Source organism: Massilibacterium senegalense (genome assembly GCF_001375675.1).
GTDB lineage: Bacteria > Bacillota > Bacilli > Bacillales > Massilibacteriaceae > Massilibacterium > Massilibacterium senegalense.
Genome location: NZ_LN831786.1, coordinates 661,453 through 681,947, shown reverse-complemented (window position 1 = coordinate 681,947; position 20,495 = coordinate 661,453). Strand labels below are relative to the sequence as shown.

The 20,495-nt window shown below is 35.5% G+C and carries 20 protein-coding genes; 5 read left to right on the top strand and 15 right to left on the bottom strand.

Annotation, left to right across the window (positions count from 1 at the left end):
* The first annotated feature begins 97 nt into the window (after positions 1-97).
* Both BN1372_RS06795 and BN1372_RS06790 read left to right on the top strand, forming a co-directional pair.
* Positions 98-1,168: a tyrosine-type recombinase/integrase gene (locus BN1372_RS06795; protein WP_062198087.1), complete on the top strand. Its 1,071-nt coding sequence runs from the start codon at positions 98-100 to the stop codon at positions 1,166-1,168.
* Between the two features lie 951 nt (positions 1,169-2,119).
* Positions 2,120-2,362, top strand: a complete 243-nt coding sequence (locus tag BN1372_RS06790; RefSeq protein WP_062198086.1) for an FAD-binding domain-containing protein — start codon at positions 2,120-2,122, stop codon at positions 2,360-2,362.
* A 104-nt stretch (positions 2,363-2,466) separates the two neighbouring features.
* Here BN1372_RS06790 and BN1372_RS06785 read toward each other — a convergent pair whose 3' ends face one another.
* Genes BN1372_RS06785 through BN1372_RS06775 form a run of 3 tightly spaced genes read right to left on the bottom strand, consistent with a single transcriptional unit; the run spans position 2,467 to position 4,948 of the window.
* A complete protein-coding gene (locus BN1372_RS06785; protein ID WP_062198085.1) occupies positions 2,467-4,083 on the bottom strand; it encodes a carbon starvation CstA family protein in 1,617 nt (538 codons plus the stop codon).
* A gap of 34 nt (positions 4,084-4,117) precedes the next feature.
* A complete protein-coding gene (locus BN1372_RS06780; RefSeq protein WP_062198084.1) occupies positions 4,118-4,639 on the bottom strand; it encodes a DUF8052 family protein in 522 nt (173 codons plus the stop codon).
* A 15-nt stretch (positions 4,640-4,654) separates the two neighbouring features.
* Complete coding sequence (locus tag BN1372_RS06775; protein WP_062198083.1) at positions 4,655-4,948, bottom strand: CC/Se motif family (seleno)protein; 294 nt, start codon at positions 4,946-4,948, stop codon at positions 4,655-4,657.
* Positions 4,949-5,709: 761 nt separating this feature from the next.
* Here BN1372_RS06775 and BN1372_RS06770 point away from each other — a divergent pair.
* Positions 5,710-6,381, top strand: a complete 672-nt coding sequence (locus BN1372_RS06770) for a LytTR family DNA-binding domain-containing protein (RefSeq protein ID WP_062198082.1) — start codon at positions 5,710-5,712, stop codon at positions 6,379-6,381.
* Between the two features lie 149 nt (positions 6,382-6,530).
* Entirely contained in the window at positions 6,531-8,033 is a 1,503-nt protein-coding gene (locus BN1372_RS06765; protein WP_062198081.1) for a succinate CoA transferase, read from the top strand.
* Between the two features lie 46 nt (positions 8,034-8,079).
* On the opposite strand, the gene BN1372_RS06760 is transcribed toward BN1372_RS06765, so the two are convergent.
* Complete coding sequence (locus BN1372_RS06760; protein ID WP_062198080.1) at positions 8,080-8,835, bottom strand: class I SAM-dependent methyltransferase; 756 nt, start codon at positions 8,833-8,835, stop codon at positions 8,080-8,082.
* Between the two features lie 109 nt (positions 8,836-8,944).
* On the opposite strand from BN1372_RS06760, the gene BN1372_RS06755 reads away from it, so the two are divergent.
* Positions 8,945-9,817, top strand: coding sequence for a LysR family transcriptional regulator (locus BN1372_RS06755; RefSeq protein ID WP_062198079.1), 873 nt, complete (start codon positions 8,945-8,947; stop codon positions 9,815-9,817).
* A gap of 43 nt (positions 9,818-9,860) precedes the next feature.
* On the opposite strand, the gene BN1372_RS06750 is transcribed toward BN1372_RS06755, so the two are convergent.
* Genes BN1372_RS06750 through cobJ form a run of 11 tightly spaced genes read right to left on the bottom strand, consistent with a single transcriptional unit; the run spans position 9,861 to position 20,492 of the window.
* Positions 9,861-10,235: a (2Fe-2S) ferredoxin domain-containing protein gene (locus BN1372_RS06750; RefSeq protein ID WP_062198078.1), complete on the bottom strand. Its 375-nt coding sequence runs from the start codon at positions 10,233-10,235 to the stop codon at positions 9,861-9,863.
* A 2-nt stretch (positions 10,236-10,237) separates the two neighbouring features.
* Complete coding sequence (locus BN1372_RS06745) at positions 10,238-11,611, bottom strand: cobyrinic acid a,c-diamide synthase CobB (protein ID WP_062198077.1); 1,374 nt, start codon at positions 11,609-11,611, stop codon at positions 10,238-10,240.
* Positions 11,612-11,623: 12 nt separating this feature from the next.
* Positions 11,624-12,763, bottom strand: coding sequence for a cobalt-precorrin 5A hydrolase (locus tag BN1372_RS06740; protein ID WP_062198076.1), 1,140 nt, complete (start codon positions 12,761-12,763; stop codon positions 11,624-11,626).
* The gene (cobM, locus tag BN1372_RS06735; RefSeq protein ID WP_062198075.1) at positions 12,763-13,539 is read right to left on the bottom strand and encodes a precorrin-4 C(11)-methyltransferase; all 777 of its coding nucleotides are present in this window, start codon (positions 13,537-13,539) and stop codon (positions 12,763-12,765) included. Before cobM ends, BN1372_RS06740 begins: the two co-directional genes overlap by 1 nt.
* On the bottom strand, positions 13,539-14,249 hold the full coding sequence (cobI, locus tag BN1372_RS06730; RefSeq protein WP_062198074.1) for a precorrin-2 C(20)-methyltransferase: 711 nt from the start codon (positions 14,247-14,249) through the stop codon (positions 13,539-13,541). The genes cobM and cobI overlap by 1 nt, the downstream gene beginning before the upstream one ends.
* Positions 14,242-15,453: a bifunctional cobalt-precorrin-7 (C(5))-methyltransferase/cobalt-precorrin-6B (C(15))-methyltransferase gene (locus BN1372_RS06725; RefSeq protein WP_062198073.1), complete on the bottom strand. Its 1,212-nt coding sequence runs from the start codon at positions 15,451-15,453 to the stop codon at positions 14,242-14,244. Before BN1372_RS06725 ends, cobI begins: the two co-directional genes overlap by 8 nt.
* Positions 15,446-16,549, bottom strand: a complete 1,104-nt coding sequence (locus BN1372_RS06720) for a cobalt-precorrin-5B (C(1))-methyltransferase (RefSeq protein ID WP_074018144.1) — start codon at positions 16,547-16,549, stop codon at positions 15,446-15,448. Before BN1372_RS06720 ends, BN1372_RS06725 begins: the two co-directional genes overlap by 8 nt.
* Positions 16,550-16,562: 13 nt before the next feature.
* Positions 16,563-17,213, bottom strand: a complete 651-nt coding sequence (locus tag BN1372_RS06715) for a precorrin-8X methylmutase (protein WP_062198072.1) — start codon at positions 17,211-17,213, stop codon at positions 16,563-16,565.
* 3 nt (positions 17,214-17,216) lie between these two features.
* Positions 17,217-17,993: a precorrin-6A reductase gene (cobK, locus tag BN1372_RS06710; RefSeq protein ID WP_062198071.1), complete on the bottom strand. Its 777-nt coding sequence runs from the start codon at positions 17,991-17,993 to the stop codon at positions 17,217-17,219.
* 14 nt (positions 17,994-18,007) lie between these two features.
* Entirely contained in the window at positions 18,008-18,886 is an 879-nt protein-coding gene (locus BN1372_RS06705; RefSeq protein ID WP_062198070.1) for a sirohydrochlorin chelatase, read from the bottom strand.
* Between the two features lie 13 nt (positions 18,887-18,899).
* Positions 18,900-20,492, bottom strand: coding sequence for a precorrin-3B C(17)-methyltransferase (gene cobJ, locus BN1372_RS06700; RefSeq protein WP_062198069.1), 1,593 nt, complete (start codon positions 20,490-20,492; stop codon positions 18,900-18,902).
* Between the last annotated feature and the right edge of the window lie 3 nt (positions 20,493-20,495).

Sequence of the window (20,495 nt, the reverse complement as noted above, 5' to 3'; positions counted from 1 at the left end):
AGATTTAATGCTTTTAAAATCGTTTCGTGAAATATCAATTTCACGAAACGATTTATGTTATACTAAACATAACATAAGATGAACTAAGGGTGATATCATGTCGTTATTTGCAAAGCTCAATCAAACCGTTACAAAACAACCAAAAATAAAACAAACGTTAGAAAATTCTTTTCGGTATTACGATGAAATGCCGGATTTTATTCAATCTTACGTGTTAAGTCGCTTAAGCTTGCATTATTCGAAACGTACAATCCAACGGTATTTATATGATTTTAAATACTTTTTTGATTATGTCTTTTCATTTGCAAAAGAAGATGTTTCAATGCGAGATATTAAACGGCACGATTTTTTAGAATTAGATCGTTCTGGCATAGAAGCATATGTCCAATTTTTAACGTTAGAAGTAGGGAATGCACCAAGTACCATCAACCGAAAAATTTCTGCGTTACAATCTTTATTTCAATTTTTAATGCAACAAGGATACACCAATCATAATCCTATCGATGGAATTGAACGACCAAAAGAAAAAAAGAAAGATCCTGTATATTTAACCCATGAAGAATCACAGCAATTTTTAGACGGAATATCCCAAATGATTGGCATTACTAAAAAAGCAGCACCTTTTTATAAAAGGTTACAAAAGCGGGATTACGCCATCATTTATTGGCTAATGAAAACAGGATTACGAATTAGCGAATTACAATCGTTAACGATGAAACAATTATCGTTTACATCGGAAGAGATTTCCGTCATCGGAAAAGGAAATAAACAACGTACCATACCAATTGCCGAGTCGACATTTACAGTTTTACACGAATACATACAATCACTACCTTCAGACGTTCGTCCAACAAAAGGAGATGATTTTGTTTTTATCGGATACAATCCCGCTACGAAAAAATTCACAAAAAATATGACCATTCGTTCTATCCAATTAATGATTGAACGTCATATTGAACGATTAAAACCGACGTTACCATTTTTGCATTATAAAACGATTACTCCGCATAAACTTCGTCATAGTTTCGCAACCGAGCTCATTCATTACGGAGTAGATGTATTAACAATTCAATCGTTATTAGGACACGAATCCGTCGCAACTACCCAAATCTATGCGCACATTCAAAAAGATGCGAAGAAAAAGGCGATTCAACAACTTGATCATTGATTTCCTCACCTACCTCTCATTATAACTATCCAATGATGAGAGGTTTTTTGTTGCGTAGTAGGACAAGACACCATCACATTATATTACAACAGTTCTTTCGGTTTTTAGTTTACATAACTTTTATTATGTCATGATGATTCGCTAAATTTTTTGTTACCCTCCGTCTGAATATTACCTATATGTTGCTAAGTGAACTTCTTTACCATCTAAACGAAACTTAAGATAATAAAAAAGAGCATTTTGCTTCCCTGCCTTTTCCGTTTACAAAGTAAAAAATATGAGAAAGCGGTGATACTGACGATGGATCAGAGGAAAAACAACGGAGAAATGCAATTAAACACGTTCTTCCTATGACAACCTTTCATCGTTACAAAGGAAAAACATTACTTCATCCTGATGATTTGCCTTTTTTATTAGCAAATATCCAGCTTTCCTTTACTAATTTTCGTAAAAAAATAGAAAAACAATTATCCATCCGACCACTGTTTCTGAAACCACAAACATTACAACCATAAAAAACACCTATACCAGTTACTACCGTTCCAACTTTAGCATCGCTTAGCTATCAACAGGTAGACATACATATAAAAGGCGGAGAATAAAGCGGCATTAGCTCGATTACACGACTACTTTTTTGTTTTAAAAAGAGCATCTATGTATAAACAAACAAGAAATGGATTGCTTCATTTTAATGATTCTACTAAATTTTCTTTTTATTTAAGCCATGGAAATGCATCTCCACGTGTCATTTATCACACCTTGCAACAGTATGTACAAAAGTACGAAAAAAACGAATCTACCTATTGGATTTTTTCGCGTTGCTTTTGAGAAATTACTTTTCATTTTTTTATCAAACATATATAACAAAATTTTTTACTTCCTCAGGAATTTTACAATAAAACATTCCATTTCAAAAAAAGAAGAATGGTTTTTAGCTTGGATGAATCTTGAATGAATGGGGAGACAGGCGAACCTTTCATTGATGCCAACATGAAAGGATTGAAACTAACTGGCTATATATCGAATCGAGGGCAACAAAATGTGCCAAGCTATTTCATCAAAAATTTGCAATACAATGCTGGTATCGGAGCGGACCTCCGTAGATTTCGCATCTTTCACATCCATAAACAACAAAAACAATATGATCCAAATAAATCATACATTCGAAAATGGTTGTCCGCAGAAAAAATATAGACGTACAAACCAATCGTATCGTTAGATTAATCATCCAAAACATCAAAAAAATGTATCCATTCATAAAAAACACTAGTCTGTTTTTTTACAGACTAGTGTTTTTATTAAGAACGAATGCTCATATCTTTATTTTTACCAAAAAACGTTTGCCATGCTTGGAAAATTAACACTAGGCAAAGAGCTAATAACGCAATCGCAACTCCTGAAAGAACATAATTTTCTTTTGCGATATTTTGTTGAATCAACATAAAAAGTGCACTTAATGTAACGATAAACATAAAAATCATTGGAATGAGAGTAAATAATGGTTTTGCACCTTTTTTCGTTAACCATGCCGTAACAGCCAGTAATGCAATTGCTCCTAGCATTTGGTTTGCAGCACCGAAAACAGGCCATACAGAAGACCATGTTCCACTAAACGCAAGAAGAGCAGCACCTATTAAAATAATAGTAGTAGAAATAGTTCCACTTTTCGCAATTTTAGGTACTCGTTCTTCACAAAACTCCTGCACTGCGTATCGACCAAGACGGCTAGCTGAGTCTAATGATGTTAATAAAAATGCAGAAACCGTTAATGCGGTAAATGTAATACCAGTTTGTTGTGGAAGACCGAAATTGCTCATAAAATACCCAATGCCATTAGAGAAAATACTTACTGGTGTAGCACCATCTTCCATTAATGCATTAAATTTTCCTTGTGATAAGTACGCAACTGTACCTACTGCTATAATGGCTAAAAATGCTTCAACTAACATACTTCCATATGCAATAAAACGACCATTTTTCTCATTGTCTAATTGTTTTGCTGTCGTCCCAGAAGCTACTAATGAATGAAAACCAGATAAAGCACCACAAGCAATGATAATAAATAACATTGGGAATAAATAGCCTTGACTTTCGTTATAAAAGCTTGTGTATCCTGGGAATTGAATTTCTGGTGCAGTAAAGATAATTCCTAATACAGCGCCAATCATCATTCCATATAATAAATAACTATTTAAATAATCACGTGGTTGTAACAACATCCATACTGGCAATACACTTGCAATGAAAGCATAAACAAGTAATACAATTAACCAAAATTCAGATGACATTTGCCATGGAAATTTAACTCCGATATAAATTGAAGCAAACATCGCAATAACTCCGAAAATAGTAGCAATTCCTAAATTAATTCTTAATTGGTTAATAATAAATCCAAAAATAATGGCAATTGCAATAAACAACATGGAAGCTGTCGCTGCCTCTGGTACCGCTTCGAATGTATCAGCTACTAAAATCATAAAGACACCAACGATTAGCATAATCGTTGCGATAGAGAAAATTAAAAATAAAGTTTGCCCTTTTTTTCCGATGTATTCTTTAATAATTGAACCAATTGATTGGGCTTTATGACGAATAGATGCTTGTAAGGAAGCATAGTCATGTACGCCACCTAAAAAAATACTTCCAACTAAAATCCAAATAACTGCTGGAATCCAACCAAACACTGCTGCAGTAATTGGACCAACGATAGGACCTCCCCCTGCAATTGTCGCAAAATGGTGCCCTAACAATACTGGTTTTGAAGCTGGCACATAGTCTACTCCATCAGCAATCGTAATGGCCGGTGTTTTTCTATTAGGATCTACACCTAAACGCTTTTCAAGATATTTTCCATATGTGAAATAGGCGATCAATAGCAAAATTCCACTTACAATTAATAATGTTAGTAAATTCACAAAATATTCCCCCTACAAATAAATATATCTTCTATTATTTTTCTTTTTTTCTTGCATCAAACCCTTGCAAAAATGGCTTTGCTTTTTTGTGAATGTAGATAGTTTGATGATGGTAATCGATAAGTCCGATATAGTATTCAAACCAACCATGAAGGCCATATTTCACAAATCTAAATTTTCTGAATTTTTTCATAAATTTTTTTAAATCATTGTCTACTTCCTTATCTGAGACAATTGGTATTAGACCGATTACAATCGTGGACATATGATCTTCATTTTTGGTTTCATTTTCTTCTATCTCTTTTTTTAAAGATAAAATAAACTGTTCCGCTTCTTTTTTTGTGATCATAGTTGTCGGTTCTTGGACGAAAATATGTTGTTCATGTTCAATTCCCCACATTTTAACTGCCTTACTCATTAAATACCGTTCATCCCGTTGTGCATAATGAGCATGAAAATAGATAGGTTGTTGTTGTACTTCTATATTTCGTAGGATGTTAAAATAAGCAACATATCGGTTCGCGACTTCATTTAAATAATCTTTTACTTCCTTCATCATAATAGTCCCCTTCTACATCAACGGCGCAATTCCAACAGGTGATAAAAATTTAAAAGGTCCAAAACCAGACAGTTTTAAGGTTAATTCATTGTTTCGTAAGGGCAAATTTTTCTGCACATACACAATTAATTGATTATCTAGTTGAAATGTTTCAAATCGGTTCGTATCTTTTGGAGCCCCCCATTTCGCTACAAGTTCAACGACTCCCGCACAACATCCAACAGGATCTAATAATGAAATCGTAACTGCATGCTCCCTTTTTTTTATCCAGTTGATTGTGGACTCATCACAATGTAGTTGTATCAAATCTACGCCCCCTTTTTTGTTATGTAATAGATAAAAATATTTACAGAATATTATAACAGCTTTATTAAAGAGTACAAGCCTTATTCTTATAGTAGAAACATCTTTTTTGATAAAGTCGGGAAAAAGTATGTTTTTTTAGTAAAAATCGATTTAAAAACGCAAAAATTTGTTAAAATAATTGTTGGTCACTAAAATAACCTTGGGATCCTTTTGATAAATAAGAATCAATTTCGTCTTCTAATCTAAAAAAATAGGAATAGTTTGCATCATACAAAGAGAATCATCACCGAATGAAAACGAAAAGTTTACTTTTAAAATAATTGTGATTACATTATACTTTTGAAGGAAACATTAATAACCAAAACTATATAATGAAATAATTGATGAGAAGGAATAAATAATAAAATTGTTCAAAAATGTTTTCTTTCTTTCATTAAATAGGGGAAAATGATTTTATCTTAAAATAATGCTAGGTAAAACATGCTTATCTTTCATTTTTATTGTAAAATAAATAAACAAGTAAGAATTTACTTTCTTGAATGTCTTTTATGCTAATTTGTCTAATAGTATTATTTTACCTTGGTACAACATCATTATTCTAATCATTTTTAGATCGTCGGAAGATACCGATGTATCATATTTTTATTATGATGTTTCTGTACATAGTTAAAAACTATCGCCTATTGTACATGAAAGCAAAGCTATTCTATTACAAAAATGATGCTTTTCTCATAAATACTTGTCTCTTAAGGAGGATTTAGATGGAAATCAATTCAATCGAAACACTAGTTAAAGTACTTAGTCAAATGTTTCCTCATGAAGCTTCAATAGTTGTTGGTGATAGAAAAAAATACATTTACTACCAACCAAGTAAAAATATAGATTTACGTATCAATTCTGGAGATTTAATTCCAGAAGGTTCTATTTCTTATGAGGCTTTACGATACAAACAGCGAATCGCTAAATATGTGGATAGTGATGTGTTCGGTATGCCATACTATGCAATGGCGATACCATTAGTTGAAAACGGACAAGAAGTTGGGGTTATTACAGCCATCTTTCCTCCTTTACCTGGTATTGAAACACAAAAGTTACCACAACATCATTTCTTAATCGGTAAAGGAGATGATAAATGGATTCCAATCCCACTGCAAAATGTTTACTTTATTAAATCAGAAAACGGAAAAACGTTATTATATACGGACATTGGAGTATATCAAAATAAGTATACATTAACGGAACTAGAACGATTTTTACCGCATGACCAGTTCATTCGTTGTCATAGGGCGTATATTATTAACACGTATGCAGTTACTGAAATTCACCCAGATTTTCATTCTACTTTTATCTTAGTAATGAAAGATGATAATCGTTCTCGTGTACCAGTAAGTCAGAAATATGCGAGTGTTTTCAGAAAACTTTTAGGTTTCTAACCGCTTTTTTAATTCTTTACCTAAATTTTAGCTACTTTAAAACGCTTTTTTCTCTTTTGATGGCTTTTTAATGAATTCTGAATTTTTACATGATACTTTTAGTATAGTGTATTTATCAGCTTTTATAGAATTGACAGGGGGTTACATAAATGTCAGGAGAATTAGTAAACAAACGTATTCGTAATGAAGTATTAAGAAACAAAATTGTTGATGTAAAGGAAGCAGCATCTTGGATTCAAGATGGGATGACACTAGGTATTAGTGGATTTACAAGTTCTGGTGATGCGAAAGCAGTTCCTTTAGCACTAGTAGATCGTGCAAATAATGGCGAAAAATTCAAAGTAAACTTATACACTGGTGCCTCTATTGGTTGTAACATTGATGCTTTGATGTCTGAAGCAGGAATCTTAAATAAACGTTTACCATTCCAAAGCGATTCTAGATTACGTAAACAAATCAACAAAGGATCTCTTTATTACATGGATCTTCATTTATCTGTTGTTGGTGAACAAATCCGTTCAGGCGCACTTCCTCCAGTGGATGTTGCAATTATTGAAGCAGTTGCTATTACAGAGGAAGGAAACATCATTCCTACAACTTCTGGTAGTTTAAGTAACGTTTATTGCGATAGTGCGAAAGAAATTATCGTAGAACTTAACATGACTCAAACTGAAGCATTAGAAGGTATTCATGACTTCTATACACTTGAAGAACAAGGAAAACGTAAACCCATTCTAATAGAAAAACCATCTGATAGAATTGGTACACCATACATTAAAGTAGATCCATCTAAAATTCGCGGAATTGTGATTAGCGAAATTTCAGATACTCCGTCAGTTATTGTTCCACCAGACGAAGAAACACAACAAATGGCTGATTACTTAATCGATTTCTTCAAAAAAGAAGTAGAAGCAGGTCGTTTAACAAATAAATTAATGCCATTACAATCTGGTGTAGGTAGCGTTGCAAACGCTGTATTACACGGCTTTATTAAATCTGACTTTGAAGATTTAGAAGTATTTTCTGAAGTTCTTCAAGATTCAGTTTTTGATTTAATTGATGCTGGAAAAGTATCCTTCGCTTCTGGGTGTGCTCTTACATTATCAGGAGAAAAAATGAAAGTAGTAAACGAAAAATTCGAAGAATATGCGAAAAAAATCGTATTACGTCCACAAGAAATTTCAAATAACCCAGAGCTTATCCGTCGTATGGGATTAATTTGTATTAACACTGCGTTAGAAGTAGATATTTATGGTAATGTTAACTCTACTCACGTAATGGGACGTAACATGATGAATGGTATTGGTGGTTCTGGAGACTTTGCTCGTGCTGGTCGTCTTGTTATTTTCGTAACGAAGTCATACGCAAAAGGTGGAGACATCTCAAGTGTTGTTCCATTCGTAACACATGTCGATCACACAGAACATGATGTAGACGTAATCGTTACAGAACAAGGTATTGCAGATTTACGTGGTTTAGCTCCTCGTGAACGCGCAAAAGTAATTATCGAAAACTGCGCGCATCCTGACTACCGTCCAATCTTAAAAGAATACTACGAAGAAGCACTTAAAAAAGGTGGACAAACTCCACACTTATTAGATAAAGCATTTGAAATGCACCGTCGTTTTGAAGAAACAGGTTCAATGAAATAATCATATTTTTGAACAAGCGAGAATCAATTTGATTCTCGCTTGTTTGTTATTTAATGGCTATAAATCGTAAACGCTCATAGTCAGCAAACCAACCCTTTTCCGTTTCAAACAGTGGTTGGACCTTATGGATTACTTTCTGTATGACCTCTTCTCTCTCCTCTTTTGTTAATGGAAGCAATAATTCATACGCGAAATTTAATAACCAATAGCGAACAGATAGTTCATTATCCCCTATTTTTGTTTTTCGTTTAAAATGAATCATCATCAAAATCTTAAAATTACCTTTTTCTAATTTTTCACTGTATTCCCCGATACTTGGAAAGTACCATGGCATCATAAAGTCGCTTTCTCTGCCAATCTCCTGAAATGATTGTTGTAATGCTTGAATAATCGTTTCGATGTTTCCCTTCGCTCCCATTTCTCCAATAAATCTTCCACCTGGTTTTAAATAACGATAAATATTTTCAATAACAGTATCTTGTTCTTTCATCCAATGGAGAGCAGCATTTGAAAACACCGCATCCGCTACTTCTTCTTCGTCGATATCCATCGCATTTCTTTGTTCAAATGTAATATTCGGATAATTCTCGGTTGCTTTTTTAATCATTTCAGCGGATGCGTCAATACCTTTTACCTTTACACCACTTCTAGCAATTTTTTCTGTAATTTGTCCTGTCCCGCAACCTACATCTACAATATATTCATCTTTTTTAGGTTGTAAAAGAGCAAGTAAATCCTCTCCGTATTCATAGACAAAATATCCATGTTCTTCATATAATACCGGATCCCATTTTTGTTCCATCTGTCTCTCCTCCTTTTATTTATATTCATTCTATCTGGATTGTTATATAATTAAAATTAATTATTTTTAATTATTTTAATTAATTTTATTAATGAATAGAGGAGAAGTGATGGAGTTTAAATGGATTCGAACATTTTTACTTGCAGCAAAAACCGAAAATTTTAGACAAACGGCTGATATGTTATACATTTCCCAACCCAGCGTAACGGTTCATATTCACGCATTAGAGGAAGTTTTGGGAGTCTCTTTATTTCAAAAGTCTGGTCGAAATATCACACTTACGACGGAAGGAGTTTCTTTTTTACCATATGCAGAAAAAATCATGGATACATACGAGAAAGCGCTAGAAGAAATGAAGCTGAAAAAAAATGGGTACAAGCAAAAGTTATGCATTGCTGTTGCACCGCAAATTGCATATTCTTACCTCTCTACTTTTTTGGTTATCTTTATGGCCAATTATCCAGAAATCGATGTAACCATCAATGTTGTACCATCTCCCTATATTGAAGAAAAAGTAGCAAAACATGAAGCACACTTCGGATTAAGTAGGAGTGCTTCTCTACAGCGAAATTTAACTTCTTCTTTGCTATACACTGAACCTATTGTCTTTGTCGTTCCATCCAGTTGTACGTACGCTTCAATAGACGACATCTTTTCATCTTATCGTTTATTAACCCATCATCATCATCACTCAGATTATTGGGAGGAACTTTTACCTATCTTACATCAAAAATATAGACACATTCGACCAATGCATGTAAATCAAGTGGAGATATCTAGAAAATTTGTAGAGAATGGATTAGGCGTGTCATTTTTACCAGCATCTGTATTTCAAGAAAATGCAACAAAACTAAGAAAGATAGAAATGGAAGAACTAGATTTTTTGAAAAATAATGTTTATGCCATTATAAAACAAGAAGATGAAACAACTTCATTCTTTTTAGAACAATTTCACCATTTTTTTCGTCAACAACATAATTAAAAAATCCTCTATATCCATAATTAAATGGATATAGAGGATTTGATTATTTCTTTTCTGACTTTAACATACCTACTTCGATCGAATCATCAAATGTTTTAAAAGTACCATTTTCCATCACGTGACTCATATTGTTTTCAAGAAGTTGATTTTTTTGAACAAATTTTTCTACAAATTCAGCAGCCATATCTTCTGTTACTTCTTTAAACCACGTTCCATCTGGATAACTAATCACCACTGGTGCATCTTTACAACGTCCATTACAACGCGTTCTCGTTGTATGAACATAATCATCTAGCCCTCTTTCTGTTAACTCCTGTCTAATCGCAAGTGTTGTTTCTTCTGCTCCTTTACGATTGCAACTACTTCCGTTACAAAATAATATATGTTGCTTCGTTTTCGATAAATTCCATGTAGCCATTTCTACACCTCTCTTTTCTGTCTAAACGCTTCACTTGCTTGAATCCAACGATCAACTACACTAGGATTAGATGCGAAATGAAAATGAACATATCCTGCTACTAATTGATACATTCGAACACCATCTTTTTTTGTACCTCTAATTCCTTTCGTTTCATAAGCAAAAGATAGGTTTTCCGCACTTTCATAACTGGAATAATGAAATTCATGCCCTTTTGCCATCGTTTGTTCGGTTAAAAGAAAGTTACCTTCTGTACCTAACATTTCCCGATAACCTAGTGCTTTTCGTTTTGTATGCATCGTACATTTTCCAGGTATTAGTCCAACCATCGGAAAAGATGTTCCTTCGGTTGTTGTAATGCTTTCTGTTAAATACATAAAGCCACCACATTCTGCAAGCGTAGGTGTTCCTTGTTCGATTGCTTCTTTCACGGATTGTAGCACTTCCTTTTGTTGCGATAATTCTTGTGCATATTCTTCCGGGAAACCGCCGCCTAAATATAAGCCATCCACATTTTTAGGAACACACTCTCCTTTTAAAGGAGAGAAAAATACAATTTCTGCCCCACGTGCTTCTAATAACGCTAAATTCTCTTCATAGTAAAAATTAAACGCTTCGTCTTTTGCGACAGCAATCTTTACTTTTGGCTCTGTTTTTTTGGTAAATAGATTCGAAACAGTCGTAAGACTACTAGCTTCAGCAAATGCTAATACTTGATCTACATTTATTGTTTCTCTTACTAATTGTCCTAATTGATGAAAAAAGCTATCTAATTCCCCGCGTTCTATCGATGGAATAAGTCCTAAGTGACGTTCTGGAATCGCTATATCAGGGTTTCTTACTAAATAACCGACTACTGGAATTTGACATTCTTTTTCAATTGCTGCTTTTACAATTTTATAATGTCCTTCACTACCAACGTTATTCGCAATGACGCCAACAATCCGAACGTTAGGATCAAGCATTTGAAATCCTTTTACAATCGCAGCTGCACTTCTAGCAATACTAGCGCATTGTACGACAAGTAAAACGGGTGATTCCGTAATGACACTAATTTCAGCTGTACTTCCAATGTTGCTAGTAGGTTTTTTCCCGTCATAAAAACCCATCACACCTTCAATAATAGAAATATCTGCACCTTCACTAGCTCGAAGGTAAATTTCCTTTACTACTTCATGGTCAAACATAACACTATCAAGATTTCTTGATACCCTTCCTGTTACAGCTGTATGGTAGGTTGGATCGATATAATCTGGTCCACATTTAAATCCTTGCACTTGTAATCCTTTTTGTTTTAACGCAGCAAGCAATCCAATGGTAACAGTTGTTTTTCCTGCGCCACTCCCTGTTCCTGCAATCACTAAACGTTTAGCCATTTGTTTTTCCCTCTATTCTTCAAACGATAATGTACCGATAGAAATCGTACAATTTCCTGATTTCTTTTTCGTTAATACTAAGTCATCTCGACCGATATATCGTTTTACAGCAGGTTCACTTACGCCATAAACACCCGTATATTTATAAACAGTGTCAGAAGGAAGAGCTACTTTCATTTCATTTAGTTCTTCTTTCGTATAATAAACAAATTCCCATCCATATTTTTTACATACTTCTAAAAGCCCAATTTCATCTTTTTTTAGTTCAAATGTACATAATGCTTTGATACTTTGCATAGATAATTCGTGTTCTTTCATTGTTTCTTGAATCACTTGTTCGAGTTCTTCTGCGCTTGTCCCTCGGTTACACCCCATACCGATTACAACAGATTTAGGACGATACACTACACCATTTTGTAAAACGATAGCCTCTTCATCTGCTGTTAATAAACGATGCGTTACGACTAAATAGGCGTTTGGTTCCATTTTGGTTGCTTCCTCAATCGTTTCAAAAATATGAATGTTTTCTGGCATTTTTGTATCATGCATCCACCAGTTTTTCTCCCCTGCTTCTTGCACAACTGCTACTGGTTCTTCGTTGACAACAGATGCACTTACCGGGGTTAATTTATCTTCGTTTTCCCACTTCCAGCCAAATCTAGCACCAAACAAGTCAACTGGAATCGTTTTTTGGACATCACTTGCTGTTGTAATAATAGGACAAGCTCCTAAAGCATACGCTACTTCGCGAGTTAATTCATTCGCACCACCTAAGTGTCCAGATAATACACTAATAACATTTTCTGCTCGGTCATCCACAACGACTATACCTGGATCTGTTTTTTTATCTACTAAAATAGGGGCAATCATCCGAACAACAGCACCGAGGGAGATGATTAAAATAAGACCGTCATATTGTTTAAAAAGAGCTGGAAGCAACATACGTACACTTCCAGTAAACAATTGAATACCTTTTTTTTCTTCATCCCCACGCGCAAACTTTTCCATATAATAAAAATCAACTCGAGGTCCAAAAGCCTTCATTAGATTACGCCCAATATCAATCCCATGTTTCGTAATGGCAACGACAGCATAGTTTCCGGTTACCTGAATTTCTGGCATGACCCCTTCTTGTAAGGCAATAACTTTCATTATTCCTTCACACCTTTACGAAAACCGTGGGTAAAGGTTTTATCATATAGTTTGGAACGGTATTCTTTTTTATAAATTTCAGGATCTAGTGCCCAGCCTGCTAAAATCATCGCTTGCTTCCGGACACCAGCTTTTTTCATATCTTCATCTAAGTTTTTCACCGTTGTTCGGACAATTTTTTGGTCTGGCCAACTTGCTTTATATACGACTGCCACTGGTGTATCTTCACTCCATCCAGCGTCTATTAATTCTTTCACTACTTTTTTCGTTAACGTAGCACTTAAAAAGAATGCCATCGTACATTGATGTTCTGCTAACGAGCGTAGCTTTTCTTTTTCCGGTACTGGAGTTCGTCCTTCCGCACGGGTTAAAATAACCGTTTGTGTTAAATCTGGAATCGTTAATTCACTTCCAACAGCCGCAGCTGCTGCAAACACTGAACTAACACCAGGAATAATTTCAATTTCTACTCCAGCTTCTTTCAATAACACCATTTGCTCCATAATAGCTCCGTACATAGCAGGATCTCCCGTATGTACCCGTACCACTTTTTTACCTGCCCGTACATAATCAACCATGATTTGTACCATTTCTTCCAATACCATACCAGAAGTTTTTAATACTTCCGCACCTTCTTTTACTTGTGTAAAAAGTTTTTCGTTCACAAGGGAATCAGCAAATAAAACGACATCTGCTTCTTGGATTAAGCGTTGTCCTTTTACCGTAATTAATTCCTCATCTCCTGGTCCCGCACCAACAATATAAATTTTATCCATTATTTTTTCACCACCATTAATGACAAATATGGTAACTCTGCATTTTTCAATTCACGAATATCACGGAAGATTACTTCTTCTTTACTTGTTACTTTTGTTGCTACGGTTGCACAGTCTACTAATTGTAATTCTTCTAGTAAATCAATCATTTGTGGCAATACTTTTGCTACTTTAATAAATACGACACAATCATGATTTAACAACACGTCTTTCATTTCTTCTCTATTATCATTGGCAGGAATAATACCGATTCGTTCATCCCCATCTGCTAGTGGGAAACCAAACTGAGCTGCAGAACCGTTCACAGACGAAATGCCAGGAATCACTTTCATTGCAATCCCTTCATATTTTTCTTGCAATATTCGCATTAAATGAATATATGTACTATATAAAAATGGATCTCCTTCTGTTACAAAGGCAATATCTTTTCCTTCTTTTAATTTTCCATATACCTCATCTGCAATTTTCGCCCATTTTTCGTCTAGAATTGTTTGATCTTTTGTCATCGGAAACACTAAACCAAGCATTTCTTTTTCATTCGGATTAATATAACATTCTACAATTTGATGCGCGTAACTCTTACTTCCTTTTCGTTTTTTCGGATACGCAATCACATCCGCTTCTTTTAATATTCGAAAAGCTTTTACTGTAATTAATTCTGGATCACCAGGTCCTACTCCTACCCCGTATAACGTACCTAATTTACTCATGTTCCGCCTCCTTTACTGCAGTAATACTATAAATTGGATTTAACGCTTCAAAACGCGTCATATGTAAAATTGGTTTACTGCGTGAAACTTGATATAAGCCGACATCTACTTTAAAGCCTGCTTCTTTTAAAATGGAAAATGCATCCGTAAAATTATCGATGGTAACTGCATTAATCACAATCGTTCCATCTTTTTTCAAGCGACCAGTACAATAGGAAATTAAATCGCGTAAATTACCGCCCGTACCTCCCATAAAAATAGCATCCGGGTCTTTAAATTCGTCTAAACGGTCAGGCGCTTTCCCGTGAACGACCGTAAAATCTGTTCGAAATTTTCTCATGTTTAGCTTACAATTTTCTATATCCGCTTCATTTTTTTCAATAGCAAATACTTCTCCGTTTCGAGCAATACGTTGTGCTTCGATGGCCATCGAACCAGTGCACGTACCAATATCCCAAACGATACTATCTTCTTTTAAACGAAGATTTGCTAAGCTTAAAACACGAATTTCTCTTTTCGTAATTAACCCTTTATCTGGTTTACGTTGAGAAAATTCTTCATCAGGAATACCTAAGTGCCAAGTTGGTCCAGGTGTTATTTGTTTTAAAATCATTACATTTAATGGATGAAAAGCAGTATTTTTCATTTCATCTAACGTATAAAAACCCACTTTTTCATCTTTTCCACCTAAATCTTCTCCAACAAACGCTTCATATTCTGTCATATGAAACGTTTGTAAATAAGTTGCAATAGCACTCGGTGTATTTTCTTCATCTGTTAAAATAGCAACTAATTTTTTTTCGTCTATTTTTTGCGCTAATCCTTTTAACGGACGACCATGCACACTAAGAAATGTGGCATCTTGCCATTTTTCTTTCATTTTACTAAACGCAAGTTGAATTGAAGAAAGACTTGGATATATTTCTGCTTGCAATTTATCTGCTAAATAGCCACCAATGCCATAAAACAACGGATCCCCACTTGCTAAAACGACAACGTCGCCATCATGATCCTTCATTTTTTCGATGACTTGTTTTAACCCACCTTTAATGATCACTTTTTCACTATGATAATCAGGGAAAAAGGCAAGTTGCCTTTCCCCGCCTACTAGCATCGTACTATTCTTAATAAATGATTGGTATAAAGGAAGTAAACTTTCTATTCCTGAATCTTGAATTCCAATGACTTTTACCGATTTAGCCATGAACGACCTTCCTTCCTAATAACTTCCCTTTTAGCGTTGTAATAATCGTTTCTACTGCTATTCCATCACCAGCATGGGCAATACAAGCATTTGAACACGCTTCACTTACAATATTAAAAAATGTAGGTAAATTTGCTTCTTCCATTAAAGTAGCAACTTGACTGGCTGTATTAGCTTCTACAATCTTAGTTAAAAGTTCTTGATCTGCTCCTGCTTTTTCAGCAAGAGAAGCTAGAAAATGAAAATCGACGGGTGCACTTTTCGAATGGACCATCATGACACCTTGCGCCACTTTGCTAAATTTGCCCATCATCCCAGATATAGAGATTTTTTTTATTCCTTGTACACGACAAGACTTTACTGCGAAACCAACAAAATCCCCCATTTCCACGAATGCTTCTTCATGGAGCTCAGGATATAACTCCATTGCAAATTTTTCACTCCTACCACCAGTAGACAATACAATGTGGTCACATCCATTCTCTTTCGCCACTTTAATCGCTTGAACGATACTTGCACGATAAGCTGCTGTTGAAAATGGCACAACTATTCCACGAGTACCTAAAATAGAAATACCATTTAAAATGCCCAGTCGCCCATTTAATGTTTTCTCAGCCATTTCCACTCCTTCTGGAACAGAAATTTTTACGCTAACCCCTTGATTTATCTGATTCTGTTCTAACACTTCTTTTACAATGTTTCGAAGCATTTTTCTCGGAACAGGGTTAATAGCTGCTTGTCCGACCGGAACTGGTAATCCTGGTTTTGTCACACGACCGACACCAAATCCACCGTCTAACAAAATGTCGTCACTATCTACAAAACGTACCGTTGAAATAATGGTGGCTCCGTGAGTTGCATCGGGATCATCTCCAGCATCCTTAATCACTTTGGCATACGCGAACGAATCGGTCACTACACATTCCTCTAAGGTAAAAGTAACCGTCTTCCCTACTGGAAGTGTAATCGTAGATTCCGTTTGAACTTTTTTCGTAATAAGCGCGGTTAACGCAGCTTTCGTGGCCGCCGTTGCACATGCACCGGTCGTATAACCGGAGCGCATTTCTTTTGGGTCTTTTTGTTCTTTTGACTTCACGAGTCATCATCCCTTACTTTTGTTTTGTTGCAAGTAGTGATAAGGCATTAACAGTTGCTACAGCTACTGGACTTCCCCCTTTACGTCCAATATTTGTAATGAAGGGAATATCCAATTTTGCTAGCTCTTCTTTGGATTCTGCAGCAGATACAAATCCCACTGGTACCCCAACGATTAAACTTGGGTTTGCAATACCTTCTTTTACTAAACGAATTAATTCTAAAAGAGCAGTTGGGGCGTTACCAATCGCATAAATTCCACCATCAACTTCTTTGATTGCTTTTCGCATAGAAATAATGGCACGTGTCGTATTTAAACGTTTTGCTTCTTCCATGACATCTGCATCCGAAATATATACGCGTACATTTCCTCCGAATTTTTCAATACGCGGTTTACTAATTCCTACTTGAACCATCTGTACGTCTGCTACAACTGGTTGTCCTTCTTGAATTGCTTTAATCCCTGCTTGAATCGCATCTGGATGAAAGACCATGCTGCGACCTAATTCAAAATCAGCAGAAGCATGAATGACACGTTGTACTACTGGATATTGTTCTTCTGTGAAAGGATGTTCTCCTAATTCCTCTGTAATCATGTCAAAACTATTGCTTTCAATTTCTTGCGGTTGAACTGTAATTGGTTTAAATTCTGTTTTAAAATCCATGATTTATTCCCCTCTCAACGTTTCTTTTACATATTGAATTAATGGTTCAAACGATTCAAATGCAACATCATACTTAATTTTAGGGCGACGAATCATAATCGTTGGTATTTCTAATTCTAGTGCCGCTTCTAATTTTTCATCGATAGAACCAACTTTTCCACTTTCTTTTGTTACCATCAAGGTTACCCCGTATTGTTGATATAATGCTCGATTTAACTCTTTTGAAAATGGCCCTTGAATGGCGACAATATTTTTTTGCTCTACACCTAAACGTTCGCATTTTTCCATGTTATCTTTGCGCGGTAGCATACGGGCTACTAAACGACATCCATCTATCCCAATACAATGCTTAGCAAAAATATCTAAGGTTTTACTACCAGTCGTTAACATAATAACGCCTTTTTGTTCTGCGGCTCGTTTTGCAGCTTCCTCGTACGTATCTACTAATTCAACAAGTGGATGATTGCTAAAAGCTTCTACTTTTTTTCGTTCATAACGAACATATGGTACATTTGCCAGTTTCGCAGCTTCCATCGCATTTTTGGATGCTTCTTCTGCATATGGATGACTAGCGTCAACAATGATCTTTCGATTTTGTTCCTTTATTTTTTCTGCCATTTCTTCTGCTGTTAAACGACCGATATGCACTGGTAAACCTGCTTCTGCTAATGATAAACTAGCATTTTCTGTCACTACTGTCGTCATTAAATCAAAGCCATGCTCTTTTAATTGAATAGCAAGATTTCTAGCATCGCTCGTTCCTGCTAAGAAAAAAACCATCTTTATCTTCCTTTCTATGACTTATGAACTTCATGATGCACATGATCATGACTATGTTCATGATGGTGATCGTGATGATCATGGTGATCCATATGTTCACTTGCCTCCAAACGATATTGACATGTATCACAGTTCATTTTTACTTCATCTCGTGTTGCTTCTTCTACGCGATCTAATAATACTTTCTTTAATAGTGGATGGAATCCAAAATAGTTTGCTAACGTAAACGTATGATTTGGATACATGTCATGGTATTCTTTCACACGATTTTCTAATCGTTTAATTAAAATGCCCGTAAATAAAAAGTACGGTAAAATGACAACATGTTTTGCACCAAGCTTCAAACATCTTTCCACACCAGCATCTAAAAGGGGATCTGTCACGCCAATAAAAGCAGTTTCCACCATCCCAACCCGACGTTTTTCAAAAAATAGACGACTCATTTTATATAAATCACTATTCGCATCTTGGTCACTACTTCCACGTCCTAAAATTAATACAGCTGTGTCTTTATGATTTTGTGAAAAGTCAATCCCTGACTCTTCAAGGCGACTTTCTAATATTTCGATAATCGTTTCATGAATTCCTAGCGGACGTCCATATGTAAACGATACATTTGGATATTTTTCTTTTGCTTCATCGATAGCCATTGGAATGTGAATTTTCGAATGACCTGCTGGAAATAAAATAATTGGAATCACGATTACTCGTGTCGCACCTTTTTCTACGCACGTATCAATGCCTTGTGCGATTGTTGGCTCTTCAAATTCCAAAAAGCACGTTTCCACAATCGATTGTTTCATTTCGTGACGAATTCTATCGACATATTGACGAATTTCTTCATTTCCTTCTGGGTCACGAGAACCATGTCCAACAAATAAAATGGCTTCCATTTTTGTATCCTCCTTATTCGTCACCGCATAATAAAGGTTCTAATTTCGGTGTTGGCATTTCTACATGCTTAAATCCTGCCACATTCCCTACACGTTTAAAGTATTTAAAAAATCGTTCATTCGGATGACCTTCTTCAATATATGCTTCAATAATTTTTGTTAACGTTGGTACAAGCATCTCGGGTGGCATTTCTTCTGCAACAGGAACACCGCTGTGTGCTGTTCGTCCGACCGTTTTAGCTCCTAGGAATAAATCAAACTTTTGACGACGATAAACAATTCCGATATCTTCTTTTACTGCTCCATAACAAGCCATACCGCAACCATTAAAACCAATTTTTAATTCTTTCGGTACTTTCATGCCGTTAAAATTCTCGTAAATTTCATTTGCATATGGAATCCCGCCTTCTTTGTCACCATCGCAAAAATCACATGCTTTTACTGTAATGACATCTCCGATTGGCGCTAATAAAAGCCCTGCTTCTTGAATTTGTGTTGTAATAACAGATGGGTCTTCACATGGAATGCGAACAACCAGTTGATGATCTGTCGAATATTCCAACGAACCATTATCGCCAACGATTTTAGATAACGTCATTAATTGTTCACTCGTCATTTTTTTGTTTGCTACACCAGGGCTAACAGCAAATTCAAAAATACTTTCTTGTTTAAACGGAGAACTTTCACTTTTTTCTCCTGTTACAAGTGTTAAAGCTTCATTTGCCAAATCTAGTGAAGTAGCTTGTGTAGATGTTTCTTCTATTTCTTCTCCCTGATGCAATGCCCAGGGTTCATTTTCTGCTTTTAATCGTTGATGAGGACGAAGTGATTGTTTCTCGGAATCTAGCGTATATTTACGTTGATACCCACGAGGAGTAATTAATTTTCCATCATATAAAAATGTCGCTGAATTTCCGATAATAACCGTTGTCAACATACCTATATCATGCTCTAGCATTTCTTCTAAGTTTGTAATCACAACTTGCTGACGGTCCCGATATGCACTTTTTACCAGTGCTACAGGTGTTTCTTTTTTTCGATATTTCAAAAAGATTGCTTGTGCTTCTTGAATTTGTTTTGTTCGACGTCCACTTTTTGGATTGTACAATGCAACGACAAAGTCTGCACTTGCTGCAGCTTCTAATCTTCTTTCAATAATTTCCCACGGTGTTAAATGGTCACTTAAACTAATCGTACATGCATCATGCATGACTGGCGCACCGACAAGGGATGCACAAGAGTTAATAGCTGAAATCCCCGGAATCACTTCTACTTCTACGCCGTCTTTTTCTTTCCATCCTTTTTCGATTAACACTTCGTAAATTAATCCTGCCATTCCATACACACCAGCATCACCAGAAGAAATAACTGCTACCTTTTTTCCTGTTTCCGCAAGACGCACAGCTTCTTGTGCACGACTTACTTCTTCTGTCATCCCAGTTTGGACAATTTCTTGGTCTTCAGTTAGTAAATCTTTAATTAACTCCATATACGTTGTGTACCCAATAATACAATCACTCTCTTGTAACGCTTCCTTCGCACGTTTTGTGATATGTTCGAAGCTTCCCGGTCCAAATCCGACAACGAGTAATTTCCCTTTTTCCACAAA